This is a genomic window from Pseudomonas gozinkensis (assembly GCF_014863585.1).
GTDB classification, from domain to species: domain Bacteria; phylum Pseudomonadota; class Gammaproteobacteria; order Pseudomonadales; family Pseudomonadaceae; genus Aquipseudomonas; species Aquipseudomonas gozinkensis.
In genome coordinates, this window is sequence record NZ_CP062253.1 from 3,059,123 (window position 1) to 3,074,411 (window position 15,289).

Genomic DNA, 15,289 nt, shown 5'->3' on the forward strand with positions numbered 1-15,289 from the left:
ATGTCTTGCCTGATGGCGCAAACATGCGCCATCAGGCAAGACATTGCGCCCGGTGTCGTGCCGTCACCGATTGACAGGCTGCGCCGCGATGACCTCGGCCATGCGCACCAGGTCGGCAAAGGACCGCGCGCCCATCTTGCGCATGGCCTGGCCCCGGTGGATCTTCACGGTGATTTCACTGAGGCCGATTTCCCCGGCGATCTGCTTGTTCATCAAGCCCGAGGCCGCCAGCGCCATGACCGTCTGCTCACGGGGTGTCAGCGTTCCATGACGCGCGCGCAGTTCATCGGCATGTCGACCGGACTCCCGGCGCTGTTTGTCTCGCGAATGCGCGGCACACACGGCATCGATCAGGTCCTGTTCGCGAAACGGTTTGGTCAGGAAGTCAACTGCGCCGGCTTTCATGGCGCGTACCGTCATGGCGATATCGCCGTGCCCGGTGATGAACACGATCGGCACGTTGATGCCGGCGGTGGCCAGTTCACTCTGGAAATCCAGCCCGCTGCTGCCTTGCAGGCGCACATCGAGTACCAGGCAACTGACGGTGTCGGGACGTTGATACTTCATGAACTCCGCGACCGACCCGAACAGTTCGACCTTCAGGCCAATGGAGCGCAACAGGCTGCCGAGGGATTCGCGCAGCGCTGCATCGTCGTCGACAATGAATACCACCGGCTCGCCGGGGTTGTTGCTGATGGGATTGTTGTTCATTGCTTTTTTCCCAAGAGTTGTGACGGGTCGGGCCACGCCTTGGTACTGGCGAGGCCCCATCAAGAATATGCGAATCCCTCGGCACGGGTGCCTGTGTTTGCCCGTTCGAGTTTATGCCCGACCGAAGGCACGGTCACGCTGCTGGTGTGGGCGGGGGAGCAGATAAACGGTTCAGCATCGTAGTGGCGGAGCACTGCCTCAGCTAGGACAAAAAACCCGAAAAAACGGCCATCGAAGCAGTTGTTTCTCAGCCCGATGCAGGTATCCGGGTGAGGCGGGTTCATACAAAAGTATCAAAACACTCTCCTAACGCATGATCTCGCTGACCCCAAGTACCACAGACGTCCGCCAGGCACGCCCTTAACCTTAATGAGCTCTCCGTCGATCTCAATGGCCGCGTGCCGGGTGGTGAACTTCATGAACAGAAATGATCTCCGTCGTGTCGACATCCATCTGCTGGTGGTCTTCGAGACGCTGATGCATGAGCGCAACGTCAGCCGTGTCGGCGAGAAGCTGTTTCTCGGCCAGCCGACCATCAGTGCGGCGCTGGGGCGTTTGCGCGTGCTGTTCGACGATCCGTTGTTCGTTCGCGCGGGAAGGGTGATGGAGCCGACGGCTCGGGCCGAGGAAATCTTCGCCAACCTGACCCCGGCGCTGGATGGCGTTGTCGCGGCGTTGAGTCGTTGCCAGCCCTTCGAGCCGGGCACCAGCGAGGCGACCTTTCAGGTGGGCCTGTCCGACGATGTCGAATACGCGTTGCTCCCGCGACTGCTGCGTCAGCTGCGTATCGAGGCGCCGAACATTGCCTTGGTAGTGCTGCGGGTCGATCAGCAGCAGATGTCGCAGCGGCTGTTCAATGGCGAGATTTCTCTGGGAATCAGCCCGACGCTCGATCTGCCGGCCAACGCCCGGCGCAAGAGCCTGCGGTCGATCCGGCCGATGCTTTTGCGCTCGGACATGCGCCCGGGTCTGCTGGCGCTTGATGAGTTCTGCGAGCGACCGCACGCCATCGTGTCATCCATGGGCAAGGCCAGGGACGACACCGACCACGCGCTGGACCTGCTCGGGCGTCGGCGCAAAGTGGTGCTGGCGGTGCCGCAATTCAGTGCCTTGCCAAGGTTGTTGGCGCAGAGCGACATGCTTGTCATCGTTCCGGATTACGTGGCCAGGGCCATGGCCTCGGTGGAGGGCATCAGGGCCGAACCGGCCCCTCTGTTGCTGCCATCGCGGGAGCTTTCCATGGTCTGGCGCGCCGCTGCGCATAACGATTGTGCTCAGCGTTGGCTGCGTTCGCGTTGTCAGGCGTTTTTCGGCACGCCGATTGAATTGCAGGTAGTGCCCAAGCTGCGCCCGGCGTTGCCGGTTGATCAGACGTTGATGATGGCTCGGTAGAAAGCCACAACGAGTGTGTGATTCGCCCAATAAAAAAGCTCCGACTTGATCGGAGCTTTTCTTTTTACGGGGTTTTACGCGGCTTGCCGTGGGGGCGCGGACCCGGCACATCACGCATTGATGAACGCCAGAAGGTCCGCATTGATGGTGTCGCCGTTCGTGGTGCACATGCCATGGGGCAGGCCGGGGTAGGTTTTCAGCGTGCCGTGCTTGAGCAGTTTGATGGACAGATGGGCCGAATCCGCGATCGGCACGATCTGATCGTCTTCGCCGTGCAACACCAGGGTCGGCACATCGATGTTTTTCAGGTCATCGGTGAAGTCGGTTTCGGAGAACGCGCTGATGCAGTCGTATTGCGCCTTGATCCCTCCGTTCATGCCCTGACGCCACCAGTTTTCGACGATCGCCTCTGATACTTTCGCGCCGGGGCGGTTGAAGCCGTAGAACGGCCCGCTCGGGAAGTCACGATAGAACTGGCTGCGGTTCTGCGCGAGAGCCTTGCGCAAACCGTCAAACACGTCCATCGGCAGGCCGCCGGGATTTTTTGCGGTGCGCAACATGATCGGCGGCACGGCGCCGATCAGCACGGCTTTGGCCACCCGGCCGCGCCCGTACCGCGCCACGTAGCGCGCCACTTCACCGCCGCCGGTGGAGTGGCCGATGTGCACGGCATTGCGGATGTTCAGGTGCGCCATCAGCTCGGCAACGTCGGCGGCGTAGGTGTCCATTTCGTTGCCCATGGCAGTTTGCGAAGAGCGACCATGGCCACGTCGATCATGGGCAATGACGCGAAAGCCCTTGCTGAGGAAAAACAGCATTTGCGCATCCCAGTCATCACCGGAAAGGGGCCATCCGTGGTGGAAAACGATCGGTTGGCCCTGGCCCCAGTCCTTGTAGAAAATCTGCGTGCCATCCTTGACCGTGAGCATTCCCGAGCGGCTGCCGCTGCCGGCGTTTTTGCTGGCCTCTGACGCGGATGCCGGTGTCTGCTGTGTCGCCAGCGCCGGCAATGCCACTGCCAGGGTTGCGGCCATGGCCCCCGTCGTGATCAAGCCACGACGGGTGGTTCCGTTTTTCTCGTCAGTCATTTTGAACACCCATTGAGTTAGATAAATCGCACAGGCGGCGCAAGGTTGCTGCCCTGGCCGAAGGCAATCTTTGGGCAAAGGAGTACGACTGACCACCAGACATGGGTTTTCGAAATTAACGCTTTGGTATGTAGGGCGAGCCGGTAGGAATGTTGGGGGGATGGCGTATCCCTGCGCCTCCCGGTTGGGTCGATGGCTGTTCGGGTATGTCCATTGCCAGCCTGATGGTCGGCTCGGGCTTATCCCGACGGGCAGGACTTTCAGAACGCCAGAAACGACAAAGCCCCGACTTATCGGGGCTTTGTCGTACTTGGCTGATCGAATTCAGACCCAAACGCACGGCTACTTCAGACCATCTAGTGCGCGTGATAAAGCAAAGGACGTCATGTAGCATAGGGCCATGACTCGTTCTACAGTCATCCCTCACTACGCGCTTGTACACCAACTTGGAAGGTTCGTGAATGATAAAGACTATCCCACTGTGGAAAATGATGGTTGCCACCAAAGGCAAGATAATTGGAATTATAGTACTGGCATTCCTACCTGTTTTTATCGTCGGCGGCGCTTGGATGTTTCTTGAAGGGCTGCAAAGTGGGCAATATCGTCAAGCTGCAATGGGGGCTATCTGTTTTGTTTTTTTTGGTGCGGGCGGTGTGCTGTTTATACCTGCAACAAAATATATCCCCGGTAAAACATTCAAGCTTTACAGGGATAAAAAATTCATTACGCAAAAGGCCGTAAATTATGGTTACGGCATCTGTGTTCTTGTTTTTGCAGGTCTTGCGGCTCTTGCGCCGGAAGATGCGGTGAAATCAATCGGTTATGGATTGATAGCCATCTACGGCCTTTACATTTTTTCAAAAAGCCTGAAATTTCACGAAGATGTCGATTTCTCGACAAATGAATATTTGGCAACCGCTTTGGGGTTCCCGGCGGGGGAGAAAATTCTGGTCAGTTACCAGAACTTTGATTCTGACGACATTAAAACAGGTAGTAACGCTTTTGCCGCAACGGCGACAAAGTTGGTTGTGGCGTCGTTTGATGGGCAAAGTTGGGTAAAGCTGTCGCGGGAACTGAATCAGATCTCGGGTATTGGTATCTGTGGCAGCGAGAGTCAAAGTTACTTTGTCAAGTTGCAGTTTGGTGATGGAGCAGATGTGTTGTTGTGCATTGGCCTATATGAGAAGCTCACCTCCAATCCGATACTTGTAGTCAGAAAGCTGTTGGAAACGATAGATGCAAGCCTTCTTTCGGGTAGTGGAGCGCCACAGCCAGCACAACGACGTCGGGTGGTTGTCAACTCTGGCACACCAGCCTCGATTTCAAAAGATACTGCGCCTGAGGCTGAGATGGCACCTGTGCGCAATCTTGAGGTTGCCCCTGCCGTATTGGCAGCTATCCAGAACGCCGAAGAAGTTGTTCCCGGCCGCCGGCTGGAGCTTTAACAATGTCCCATTGTACAAAGTTTGAATTTTCTTATGCCAATGAAGAAGCTATTGCCAAAGCTTTCGGCAAGATGGGCCTTAGCCCAACAACCGGTTTGGTTTCCATGTTTGCCAGCGACTTCAGTAAAAAGGTTCTGAGCAAAATCGGTTATATGGGCACACAGCAATTTAGAGCGATTTGCGCTGAAACGGCTGATAACTTCAATCTGTTCGTTTGTAAAGTCGAGGAGGGTTCCTACAAACTCCTTATCGAACGGGACACTGTCTCCGCCGGTGATGAAGCGGTAATGGCTGATTTGGCTTTAGGTTTTCAGAAAGCGTATATCAGCGTAGCCGTCGATGAAACCGTCCGGCGCATAGACGCATCAGGTGTTCCATCAAAAGTAAAAGAAACGCTTCAAGGGTTCGAGATTGAGTTTGGACCCCACTACGAATACAGCATTCACGTCACTGTCACGGGCGATGAAATTACGGAAGAAGTGCGTGGCGTAAAAGGTGATATTTGCACACGGCTGACTGAAGAGCTTGAATCTCTGCTATCCAGCCCTACTGCGGAACTTGTGACTGAGTGGAAGCCGGAATATACCGTCGTCCATGAAGAACAAACCCTTAAAATCTTCAGTGCGAATTTCTGAATGCAAATCAACGTACACCATATGGAGTTGAGCAGCGTTAACGGGCCTGGGTTGCGCTTGACATTATGGGTGCAGGGTTGTGCGCTGAATTGCAAGGGATGCTTCAATCAAAGTACCCACGCTCGCAAAGCAAGTACGCTGATGTCGGTTGATGAATTGGCACAGAAGATAAATGCACTGGACGTCGCCGGGGTTACGCTGTCCGGGGGGGAACCACTCGATCAGGCGCTAGCCCTGGAGCAATTAATACATGCCGTCGATGGCGAGAAAAACTGGATACTTTATACCGGCTATACGCCAAAAGAGATATTCCAGAACGAAGCCATGATTCGTGTTGTTAAAGCTGTAGATTTGACGCTGGCGGGTCGGTATCGGCATAACGCGCAACATCCCTATCAGCACAAGCAGATTATTCAAAGCAGCGACAGAGTCGACATGGATTTTTTCCGTGCCAAACGAGTAGTCGAGTTTGTTGTTTCAAATTCTGGCGTTACCAAAACCGGTTTTCCGATTCATCTATAACTCAGTTCAAGCGCAGGGATAACAGGCATGAACCGCACCAAGCAGATCACAGATTACCTCAAGGCGCGTTATGCGATTTTGGTCATTGAGACCTTCGAGGAAGAACGTGCACTCAATGAGATTTCTGAAATTGCCAAGACGCTGAGCCATCGTTTATTCGTCTGGAACTCGACGATGGGCGTCCAGATAAATGGCGTCGTGGCCGGAGATAAAACCTTTGATTTGAAAATGGCCCTGGATTTTTGCGAAGAAAAGGCGAAGGAGGAGGGCAGCAAGAATATTTTTGTTTTTTGTGATGCTCATAACTACCTTGGCTCAAGCTGCAATCCGGTTTATCGCCGCCGACTTCGAGATTTGGCCATCAATATCCGTTCACGTGGGTATCGAAGTAATTGCATTGTCGTAGCGCCCAGCTTTGAAATTGCCAATGATCTTCAAAAGGAAATCACGCTGATTGATTTTCCTTTGCCATCAAGAGACGAGGTCAAGGGTCAGATAAATAACTTTGTCAATTCCTGGCAAGGTAATGACAGCGTCAAGATTGACCTTTCCAGTGAAGTCAACGACAAACTCATTGATGCTGCATTGGGGCTCACGGGATTGGAGATTGACAATAGTCTGTCTCGTTCATTGGTATCCAGTCTGAGTTTGAATGAAAACACCGTAAACGATCTGCTTTCCGAGAAAAAACAAATCATACGAAAGACAGGGATCCTTGAATACATCGACTCAAAGCTGAATCTTGAGGATGTTGGGGGGCTGGCAACGCTCAAGAAGTGGCTCCATTTGCGCAGCCAGTGTTTTGGGCAGCTTGCCAAGGAGTTCGGTGTCGGAACTCCGAAAGGTTTGCTCTTGACTGGCGTTCCTGGTTGCGGCAAGTCGCTGACGGCGAAATGCGTAGCGTCGTCATGGAACATGCCTTTACTGCGATTGGACATGGGCAAGATATTCCAGGGGGTGGTTGGCTCTTCAGAATCCAATATTCGTTCCGCCCTGCGTACCGCAGAAGCTGTTTCCCCCTGCATCCTGTGGATCGATGAAATTGAAAAAGGTCTTTCCGGTTCTTCCGGAGGAGCATCGGACGGTGGCACGGCTACACGGGTATTCGGCACGCTGTTGACCTGGATGCAAGAAAAAACGGCGCCTGTTTTTGTGTTTGCTACCGCCAACAACATCAATAGCCTGCCGCCGGAGTTGTTGAGAAAGGGGCGGTTCGACGAAATATTTTTCGTTGATTTCCCGTCGACACTGGAAAGAAAGAAGATTCTTGAAATACACCTGAAGAAATTGAAGCGTGACCCTGAAAAGTTCGATCTGGATCGATTGTCTGCTTTAGGAGGCGAGTCGAATTTTGGTCAGGACATTGTGCTGTCTGGTGCTGAAATCGAAGCCTGGGTCGGGGATTCGCTGATTGAAGCGTTCTCACGGCGCATGAGTGGTTCTGATGATGCAAGCGATCTGTCGATGGCTGATTTCGAAACGACTATTTCGCGCTTGGTACCCATGAGCAAAATGCGCAAGGACGAGTTTACAAGGCTTCGTGATTGGGCGAATCAAAACGCGATCAGTGCTTCGGCCATGGTTGCCGGCCTGAATGACACGGAAACTCAAATCGGTGGCAGGCAGATCGATTTTTAATGCCGCACGTCAGCAGGCGACTTGCTGGTCTTGCGCCGTGCGCAGGACCAGCAAGTCGATGCTTTCCATCAAGCTCTCCCTAGCGCATCTGCAGGATGATCGGGCTGCTGCTGGCCGGGTCGGTGTGTTCACGCAGTTTGCCGACCGTCTGCGCATCAACGGCGCTGCCCTGATTGCCCCAGGTGCTGCGCATGAACGTCAGCACTTCGGCGATCTGTTGATCCGACAGCTGCTCACGGAAGGCCGGCATGCGATAGGCATCCGGCACGCCGGCCGCCACGACACGCTGCGAACCATTGAGCGTGATGTTGATTGCCGAGGCACTTTCCCTGGCCAGTGCGGAAGTGGCGCCGGCCAGCGGCGGCATCCATTGCGATTGACCCTTGCCGTCCAGGCCGTGGCACGACGCACAGCGCGTCACGTAGGTATGAGCACCTGGCGAGTCCAGGCGTTCGGCTGCCGAAACCGCCTGATACTGCCAGGGTGCGCCATCCCGCTCGCGATCCCCGGGAAGCGACTTCAGGTAGTGGGCAATCGCGGTCAGATCGTCATCGCTCATGAACTGCGTGGAGTTGTTGAACGCCTCGGTCATCGAGCCGTAGACCACCGCGTGTTGGTTGCGCCCGCTCTTGAGGAACTGCACGATCTCCGGCTCGCTCCAGCGGCCCAGGCCGGTGTTGTGGTCATCGCGCAGGCTCGGCGCGTACCAGCCATCGAGCAAGGCGCCGGCAAGGTACGGCTTGCCGGAGTCATCCAGTGCCTTCTCGTTGAACGCCAGGCCGCGGGGCGTATGGCAACTGCCACAGTGCCCGGCGCCCTGAACGAGGTAAGCGCCACGGTTCCACTGTTCATCCTGCGACGGTTTGGTCACGTAAGGTTCGGCGTCGACAAACACGCCGTTCCACAGTGCAATCGGCCAGCGCAGGTTCAGCGGAAACGGAATGGCACTCGGGATGTTCGCCTGTTTCACCGGCGCCACGCCTTTCATGAAGAAGGCATACAGCGCTCGAACATCTTCATCACTGAGCTTGGCGTAGGACGGGTAGGGCATCGCCGGATACAGACGGCGACTGTCCGGCGCCACGCCGTGACGCACGGCACGGTCGAAGTCCGCCAGGCTGTAGTGGCCGATGCCGGTTTCGGTGTCCGGGGTGATATTGGTCGCATGGATTGAGCCCAGCGGCGTGGCCATTTCCAGGCCGCCGGCGAATGGTGCGCCACCCGGCACGCTGTGACAGGCCACGCAATCGCTGAGCCTGGCAACGTATTCGCCACGGGCGACCAGCGCCGGGTCGATATCGGCCGCGGCGATCTGATGGGTTTCCAGGCGCGAGACAGGCTCGCGAGTGACATACCAGGCCAGCAGGCCTGCCGCGACCAGGCACGGCACGGCCAGCCAGCCAGCGGTTCTTGCGAATCGGCTGTTGTTCATAAACGCTCCGGCGCGGATCAAGTGAAGGTGTGTCGGCTCAGGGGCAGGCTGCGTACCCGTTGCCCGGTCAGCGTTGCCACCGCATTGGCGACGGCGGGCGCGACGGCCGGCAACGGCGGTTCACCGATGCCCCCCATTTTTTCCCCGCTCTCGACCACACGCACATGAACCCGGGCCATCCGTGCAGGCGGCAGGATCGGATACAAGTCGTAGTTGCGCGCCCGGGGTTTGCCATCGATCCACACGGCTTCTTCCACCAACGTCTGCGACAGTCCCAGTGCCACGGCGCCATTGACCTGAGCCTCGACAATCGCCGGGTTGACGATGCTGCCGGGGTCAATCGCCTGCCAGATGTCGTGCACCTTGACCTGGCCATTCTCGAGGGAGACCTCGGCGATCACCGCAGTCTCTGTACCGAACGGTGAAGCCATGGCCACGCCGCGGGCACGTCGGCTGCCATCCTCGGCGGTAAACGGGCCACGCTTCCAGCCGCCCGACAGTTCACCCACCGCTTGCAGCAGCGTGGTCAGGCGTTTGTTGTCACGCAGCAAATGCAGGCGCAGGTCGAATGGGTCTTTGCCGCCCTTGTCGGCCAGTTCATCAAGGAACGATTCATAGAAGAAGTCGTTGAGGGAATTGCCCACCGAACGCCAGTAACCCAACATCGCCGGACCTTTGACGTAGATCTGCGCGATGCGCTTGTTGGGGATTGCGTAGGATTTGCCGGACAAACCTTCGAGCGCCGTCGGGTCAAGTTTTTCGCCCTGCTTGCCGGCAAGTGCCTCGGTCGGGCCTTCGGTGGCACTGATCGCTTCGATTGCCAGCGGCCAGCCGTCGGTGTCCAGTGCGGCACGGAAATTCACGGCGGCAACGGGGCGGAGCACGTCGCGCAGGAACTCTTCCTCGCGACTCCAGATCAGTTTGACCGGGCGACCCACCGCTTTGGACAGCGCGATCGCCTGAGGGTAGGGACTGGCCGAGTCATAGAGAAAATGCCGGCCGAAGAACCCGCCCAGCAGCGGCGAATGCAAGGTGATGCGCGACGGATCCAGCCCTGTGCGTTTGGCGATGTCGGCACGAAACATGTCCGGCGCCTGATTCGGCAACCAGACTTCCAGCGAGCCGTCCGGATTGAACCGGGCCAGTGCTGAAGGTGGCTCCAGTTGCCCATGGTTCAGGTACTGGTTGTGGTAAGTGGCGTCGATCCGGGTCTTGGTCTCCTTGAGAATCGAAGCCACATCGCCTTCATGTTCATCATCTTTGGCGGGGCTTTTATCTTCAGCGAGACGCTTGAACCAGGCATCGCTGGAAAAGTCGGCGGGCATCGGCCGCACTTTGCTGTCGGCCGTGGGCTCTTGCCAGTCGACCTGAATCGCCTCGACGGCACGTCTGGCGTGCCACCAGCGCTCGGCGACCACCGCCACGGCCCCCGGCAGACGGTGCACGGAATGCACGCCCTTCATCGCCTTGACCTGGTCTTCGTTGCGCAGGTTGCCGACCGTCATCCCCAGGCGCGGGGCATGTTGAACCGCGGCATGCAGCATGTCGTCGACCTTCAGATCGATGCTGTAAAGCGCCTTGCCCGTGGACTTGTCGTAGGCATCGAGGCGCTTCACCGGTTTGCCGATCCAGCGGAACTGGCTCGGGTCACGCAGTTTCACAGAGGCCGGATCGGGAACCGGCAGATCCATCGCGCGCTCGGCCAGTTCACCGTAGGCCAGCGAGCGGCCCGACTTCGCATGCACCACCTTGCCAGGCTCGGTGCTCAACTCGCTCACCGGCACGCCCAGTTGCTGCGCACCCGCCTGCAGCAGCATGGCGCGGGCGAGGGCACCGAGGCGGCGCATGACCGGGTAACTCATGCGTACCGACATGCTGCCGCCGGTGATGCGCATGCCGTTTTCCAACACCACATAGGCTTCGCCGGGCGGTGCCGCTTCGACCAGAAAGGTCGCCGGGTCGGCATCCAGTTCTTCACCGACGATCTGTGCCATGGCGGTGAAGGTCCCTTGTCCGCCTTCCATGAACGGGCAGAGCAGACGCACGCGGTTGTCCGGGCGGATCTCGAGAAACGCCGGGACTTGGGTGCCGCGCTCGGCCGTCGCTGCAACGGCAGCCTGCACGCGTGTCGCACCGAGCGGCAGACCGAAGCCGAGCACCAGCGCGCCGACGGCGGTGCCGGTCAGAAAACGCCTGCGCGAAACATTGACCGGTTCATGCAGATCCAGTACTGACGCGTGCTGTGAAGGGTCGATACGAACGTTCATCACGCTTCTCCCTTGCCGGCAAGCTCATGCACGGCGGCATGAATGGCGTTGTAAGTACCGCAGCGGCACAGGTTGACCATCGCTGCCTCGATTTGCGCATCACTGGGCTTGGGGTTTTGTTTGAGCAGGGCCGTGGCGGCCATCACTTGCCCGGACTGGCAGTACCCGCACTGGGCGACCTGCAGATCGACCCAGGTCGAGACCACCCGTTTGCCTACGTCATCGGCTTCGATGGCCTCGATTGTGGTGACCTCGCGGCCTACCACACCCGCCACCGGCGTGACGCACGAGCGCACCACATTGCCGTCCACCAGCACCGAGCAGGCGCCGCATTGCGCCAGTCCGCAGCCGTACTTGGTCCCGGTCATGCCCAGATCATCGCGGATCACCCACAGCAAGGGCGTGTCGGCGTCGGCATCGACCTGGTAAGTCTTCTGGTTGATTCGTAGTTCCATGGTTCACCCGCTTGATCATCGGTTGACGTGCATTGTTATGAGCGGTGACACGCGTCGAGGCGCATCACCGGTTTTCGTTCAGTTCGCAATTGTGCCGAGCGCTTCTGCCTCGAATGGCTGTCCGCGCAAAAGGGCTATGTCACGACTCGGCGCGGTGCCGAAGAGCCGGCCGTACTCGCGGCTGAACTGCGAAGGACTTTCATAGCCGACCGCAAACGCCGCGCGCGAAACGTCCAGGCGCTCGACCAGCATCAGTCGGCGGGCTTCGTTCAGCCGCAGCCATTTCTGGTACTGCAACGGACTCATGCCGGTGAGCTGGCGGAAATGATGGTGAAAGGTCGGCGCGCTCATCTGCACCCGCGCGGCCAGATCGTCGATGCGCAGGGCATCGGTGTAGTTGACCTTGAGCCAGTCGATGGCCTTGGCGATGCGATAACCCTGGCCATCGACGGCAGTGATCTGCCGCAGTCGCGGGCCTTGGTCGGTGTGCAGCAGCCGATAGTGGATCTCTCGCAGAATCAGCGGTGCCAGCACGGGGATCGCCTCGGGCTCATCGAGCAACGCCAGCAGGCGATCGAGCGCGTCCTCCAGCGCTGACGACAGGTTGCCAATCGCGGCGCCCGTACCCGTTGATGGCTGACGTTTCGCGGGTAAACCGCTCTTGGTGATGACCTCGGCAAGCATGCTGACATCCAGTTTCAGTACGAGGCCGACACAGGGCTGCTCGGGACTGGCGAGCATCACTTCGGAGTTGGCGGGCAGATCCAGCGAGGTGACCAGAAACCGCGAAGGATCATAGCTGTAGCCCTCACCACCGACCCACAAGCGCTTTTCGCCGCGGCCCACGAGAATCAGGCTGGGTTCGATCATGCACACAACGGGGGGCGCCGGCTGGTCGCGACGAAACAGCGTCAGGCCGGGTATGGCCGTGGAGAAGTCACCCGGTGCGCTCATGCGCGGGTCGATGTGCAAGGCCAAAGGCGATTCCTGGGGCAGGGACGTTGGGATCATGCGGGCTCACTCCTGTTGACCGAACTCTAATCCGCGCGCGAGACGTTTCCTATCCGTCACCCTGCATCGCCAGAGGATCAGGCAAGCATTCAAGAGGAATGCGCTAGGGAAGCCCCGGATTGACCGGGAGAATGTGTCTATCTGTTTCAGGGGCAGTGACCGGACGGGCGACAAACTGCTTGCCCCTGCGCATCACATCCACACGTTTTTCGCACCACAGGTAGTTTTCATGACGTTACCCTCTACAGATCCTTCCAAAAGAGCAGGCGGCTGGAGCGCCGTGCTGGCCATGTCGCTGGCCGCGTTCGCCCTGGTCGCTTCAGAGTTCATGCCCGTCAGCCTGCTGACGCCCATCGCAGCAGACCTGCACATCACCGAAGGCCAGGCAGGACAGGGGATTTCCGTGTCCGGTGCCTTTGCATTGATCACCAGTTTGTTGATTGCTTCAGTCGCTGCTCGCGTCGAACGCAAGAAGCTTCTGCTGGGCCTGACCTTGCTGATGATCGTCTCCGGAACGGTCGTCGCGCTTGCCCCGGGCTACCCGTCATTCATGTTTGGGCGTGCCTTGATCGGGATAGCGATTGGTGGTTTCTGGTCGCTGTCGGCGGCGACTGCAATGCGACTGGTGAAGCCGGCACAGGTTTCCCGTGCGCTGGCTATCGTCAATGGCGGTAATGCTTTGGCTACGGTCATTGCCGCTCCGGCGGGGAGCTTTCTTGGCTCGTTGATCGGCTGGCGTGGCGCATTCTTCTGTGTGGTTCCGGTCGCTGTGCTTGCCGCTGTGTGGCTGCTGGTGAGCCTGCCGTCCTTCAAGGCCGAACGCCAGGCAAGCAGCGGCAATGTCCTGCGGCTGATGAAGCAGTTGCCAGTGGCCTTGGGCATGGTTGCCGTCAGCGCATTTTTCATGGGCCAGTTCATGCTGTTCACCTACCTGCGGCCATTTCTTGAGGGTGTGACTGGCGTCAGTGTCTCAACCTTGTCGTTCATGTTGCTGGGGTTGGGACTGGCAGGTTTTATCGGCACTTTTCTGATCGAACGGTTTATGGGGCGCGGCCTCTATCGCACGCTGACCATCATCCCGCTGATCATGGCGGCCATCGCGCTGGCGTTGGTCAGCTTCGGCAAATCACCGCTGCTGACCGCCGTGCTGCTTGGACTCTGGGGGCTGGTTGCCACGGCCGCGCCGGTCGGCTGGTGGACGTGGCTGGCGCAAACGCTCCCGGATGACGCGGAAGCCGGAGGCGGCTTGCTCGTAGCGATTGTCCAACTGGCAATCGCCGGCGGCGCAATCATTGGTGGTCTGGCCTTTGATCTGAGTGGTTACAAAGCCACTTTCGAGCTGAGTGCCGCTGTCTTGGTCGCCGCGTCTGTGCTGGCCTGGCTGGCCGGGCGCAATGCCACGGAAATTCATCTTGTCGAGTCGATCGCGACGGCCTGACGAGTTCACATACAACCCGTTTCGCCCTAGGGCTCAAGCATCAAACTGCGCCAAACGATAACGGGCGGTTCAACCTGCGCAACATCCGGTTGAGGCACTTGCTGCTCCTCTGGCGAAATCACCTCGGCTGATGTCCGCTCAAGCAATAAAAGCCGTGCAGTTTCTACGGTCGATTCATGAGTCGGCGGCGTGGTCATTTGAGTAAAACAACCACCTTGCCCTTGGCGCGACCCTGCTCAACGTACTTCAATGCCTCGGCCGTTGATTCAAAGGGGAAGGAGCGATCAACCACAGGTTCGATGACCCCTTCCTCAACCAGCGCGGTGATGCGTTGCAGTTGAGCGCCATTGGCCCGCATGAACACGAACGAGTAACTGACGTCCTGCTTGCGCGCTTTGCGACGAATACCAAGGCTCAGCAGGCGCATCACTTGCCGCAATGACCAGGACAATCCTTGCTCCTGCGCGAACTGTGCAGTGGGTGGCCCCGAGATGGAAATGAGCTGGCCACCGGGCTTGAGGACCTTGAGCGATTTTTCCAGCACGTCGCCGCCGAGACTGTTCAGCACCACGTCGTAATCATGCAGCACATTTTCGAAGTGCTGCTGTGTGTAGTCGATCACCAGATCGGCCCCCAGGGCCTTGACCCATTCGACATTGGCGGTGCTGGTGGTTGTGGCAACAAACGCACCAAGGTGTCTGGCAAGCTGAATGGCAACGGTGCCGACGCCGCCGGAACCGGCGTGAATCAGGACTTTCTGGCCCCTTTGCAGCCGAGCGGTTTCGACCAGTACTTGCCAGGCGGTCAGTGCAACCAGGGGCAGGGACGCGGCTTGCGCCATGTTGGTGTTGGCAGGTTTCAGGGCGACCACGTTTTCATTCACGGCGATCAATTGAGCGAACGTCCCGATCCGCGCTTCGGGCGGGCGAGCGTATACCTCGTCTCCCGGTTTGAAGCGTGTCACCTGCGGGCCGACTTCAACCACGACGCCCGCCAGGTCATTGCCCAAAATCAACGGAAAGGAGTAGGGCAGGATCAGCTTGAAGTCGCCTTTGCTGATCTTTGAATCCAGCACGTTGACACTGCTCGCCTGTACCTCGATCAAGACGTCGTTGGCACCGACCGTGGGGGTGGGCACTTCGCCAATGCGTCCGGGATTCTTGCCATAGCCATCAATCAGAAATGCTTTCATCGGGGTGCGGCTCTTGCTGGTTGTACGGAGGGTAGTCGGTGGATTGCAGTGTTGCTGCGCGAC

General features: G+C 58.3%; 13 protein-coding genes. 6 read left to right on the forward strand and 7 right to left on the reverse strand.

The genetic code is table 11. The features are described from left to right. Positions 1 to 63 precede the first annotated feature (63 nt). The gene (locus IHQ43_RS13615; RefSeq protein WP_192564786.1) at positions 64 to 711 is read right to left on the reverse strand and encodes a response regulator transcription factor; all 648 of its coding nucleotides are present in this window, start codon (positions 709 to 711) and stop codon (positions 64 to 66) included. A gap of 417 nt (positions 712 to 1,128) precedes the next feature. On the opposite strand from IHQ43_RS13615, the gene IHQ43_RS13620 reads away from it, so the two are divergent. After that, a complete protein-coding gene (locus IHQ43_RS13620; protein ID WP_085605160.1) occupies positions 1,129 to 2,103 on the forward strand; it encodes a LysR family transcriptional regulator in 975 nt (324 codons plus the stop codon). Positions 2,104 to 2,213: 110 nt separating this feature from the next. Here the strand turns inward: IHQ43_RS13620 and IHQ43_RS13625 are convergent, their stop codons facing one another. Then, a complete protein-coding gene (locus IHQ43_RS13625; RefSeq protein WP_208492438.1) occupies positions 2,214 to 3,032 on the reverse strand; it encodes an alpha/beta fold hydrolase in 819 nt (272 codons plus the stop codon). Between the two features lie 620 nt (positions 3,033 to 3,652). On the opposite strand from IHQ43_RS13625, the gene IHQ43_RS13630 reads away from it, so the two are divergent. The 4 genes from IHQ43_RS13630 to IHQ43_RS13645 are packed head-to-tail and all read left to right on the forward strand — an operon-like array spanning position 3,653 to position 7,431. Beyond that, entirely contained in the window at positions 3,653 to 4,636 is a 984-nt protein-coding gene (locus tag IHQ43_RS13630) for a hypothetical protein (protein WP_192564788.1), read from the forward strand. A gap of 2 nt (positions 4,637 to 4,638) precedes the next feature. Beyond that, the gene (locus IHQ43_RS13635) at positions 4,639 to 5,271 is read left to right on the forward strand and encodes a DUF2997 domain-containing protein (protein WP_192564789.1); all 633 of its coding nucleotides are present in this window, start codon (positions 4,639 to 4,641) and stop codon (positions 5,269 to 5,271) included. After that, entirely contained in the window at positions 5,272 to 5,793 is a 522-nt protein-coding gene (locus tag IHQ43_RS13640; RefSeq protein ID WP_192564790.1) for a 4Fe-4S single cluster domain-containing protein, read from the forward strand. Between the two features lie 27 nt (positions 5,794 to 5,820). Beyond that, positions 5,821 to 7,431: an AAA family ATPase gene (locus IHQ43_RS13645; protein WP_192564791.1), complete on the forward strand. Its 1,611-nt coding sequence runs from the start codon at positions 5,821 to 5,823 to the stop codon at positions 7,429 to 7,431. A 79-nt stretch (positions 7,432 to 7,510) separates the two neighbouring features. Here IHQ43_RS13645 and IHQ43_RS13650 read toward each other — a convergent pair whose 3' ends face one another. The 4 genes from IHQ43_RS13650 to IHQ43_RS13665 form a co-directional block, all read right to left on the reverse strand. Beyond that, positions 7,511 to 8,863, reverse strand: a complete 1,353-nt coding sequence (locus tag IHQ43_RS13650) for a cytochrome c (RefSeq protein ID WP_192564792.1) — start codon at positions 8,861 to 8,863, stop codon at positions 7,511 to 7,513. Between the two features lie 17 nt (positions 8,864 to 8,880). Further along, positions 8,881 to 11,130 (reverse strand): xanthine dehydrogenase family protein molybdopterin-binding subunit, encoded by a 2,250-nt coding sequence (locus tag IHQ43_RS13655; RefSeq protein ID WP_192564793.1) that lies wholly within the window; start codon positions 11,128 to 11,130, stop codon positions 8,881 to 8,883. Beyond that, on the reverse strand, positions 11,130 to 11,585 hold the full coding sequence (locus tag IHQ43_RS13660) for a (2Fe-2S)-binding protein (protein WP_192564794.1): 456 nt from the start codon (positions 11,583 to 11,585) through the stop codon (positions 11,130 to 11,132). Before IHQ43_RS13660 ends, IHQ43_RS13655 begins: the two co-directional genes overlap by 1 nt. A 78-nt stretch (positions 11,586 to 11,663) precedes the next feature. Next, positions 11,664 to 12,596 carry an AraC family transcriptional regulator gene (locus tag IHQ43_RS13665; protein ID WP_192564795.1) on the reverse strand — a complete coding sequence of 311 codons (933 nt, stop codon included), beginning with the start codon at positions 12,594 to 12,596 and terminating at the stop codon, positions 11,664 to 11,666. Positions 12,597 to 12,825: 229 nt separating this feature from the next. Between IHQ43_RS13665 and IHQ43_RS13670 the strand changes: the two genes are divergently transcribed. Next, entirely contained in the window at positions 12,826 to 14,034 is a 1,209-nt protein-coding gene (locus tag IHQ43_RS13670) for an MFS transporter (protein ID WP_192564796.1), read from the forward strand. A gap of 193 nt (positions 14,035 to 14,227) precedes the next feature. On the opposite strand, the gene IHQ43_RS13675 is transcribed toward IHQ43_RS13670, so the two are convergent. Further along, positions 14,228 to 15,226: an NADP-dependent oxidoreductase gene (locus IHQ43_RS13675; protein ID WP_192564797.1), complete on the reverse strand. Its 999-nt coding sequence runs from the start codon at positions 15,224 to 15,226 to the stop codon at positions 14,228 to 14,230. Positions 15,227 to 15,289 lie beyond the last annotated feature (63 nt).

What these genes read in the sequence shown, in the direction of transcription:
- IHQ43_RS13615 (WP_192564786.1), bottom strand. Translation starts at nt 711, where the DNA reads ATGAACAACAATCCCATCAGCAACAACCCCGGCGAGCCGGTGGTATTC.
- IHQ43_RS13620 (WP_085605160.1), top strand. Translation starts at nt 1,129, where the DNA reads ATGAACAGAAATGATCTCCGTCGTGTCGACATCCATCTGCTGGTGGTC.
- IHQ43_RS13625 (WP_208492438.1), bottom strand. Translation starts at nt 3,032, where the DNA reads ATGCTCACGGTCAAGGATGGCACGCAGATTTTCTACAAGGACTGGGGC.
- IHQ43_RS13630 (WP_192564788.1), top strand. Translation starts at nt 3,653, where the DNA reads ATGATAAAGACTATCCCACTGTGGAAAATGATGGTTGCCACCAAAGGC.
- IHQ43_RS13635 (WP_192564789.1), top strand. Translation starts at nt 4,639, where the DNA reads ATGTCCCATTGTACAAAGTTTGAATTTTCTTATGCCAATGAAGAAGCT.
- IHQ43_RS13640 (WP_192564790.1), top strand. Translation starts at nt 5,272, where the DNA reads ATGCAAATCAACGTACACCATATGGAGTTGAGCAGCGTTAACGGGCCT.
- IHQ43_RS13645 (WP_192564791.1), top strand. Translation starts at nt 5,821, where the DNA reads ATGAACCGCACCAAGCAGATCACAGATTACCTCAAGGCGCGTTATGCG.
- IHQ43_RS13650 (WP_192564792.1), bottom strand. Translation starts at nt 8,863, where the DNA reads ATGAACAACAGCCGATTCGCAAGAACCGCTGGCTGGCTGGCCGTGCCG.
- IHQ43_RS13655 (WP_192564793.1), bottom strand. Translation starts at nt 11,130, where the DNA reads ATGAACGTTCGTATCGACCCTTCACAGCACGCGTCAGTACTGGATCTG.
- IHQ43_RS13660 (WP_192564794.1), bottom strand. Translation starts at nt 11,585, where the DNA reads ATGGAACTACGAATCAACCAGAAGACTTACCAGGTCGATGCCGACGCC.
- IHQ43_RS13665 (WP_192564795.1), bottom strand. Translation starts at nt 12,596, where the DNA reads ATGATCCCAACGTCCCTGCCCCAGGAATCGCCTTTGGCCTTGCACATC.
- IHQ43_RS13670 (WP_192564796.1), top strand. Translation starts at nt 12,826, where the DNA reads ATGACGTTACCCTCTACAGATCCTTCCAAAAGAGCAGGCGGCTGGAGC.
- IHQ43_RS13675 (WP_192564797.1), bottom strand. Translation starts at nt 15,226, where the DNA reads ATGAAAGCATTTCTGATTGATGGCTATGGCAAGAATCCCGGACGCATT.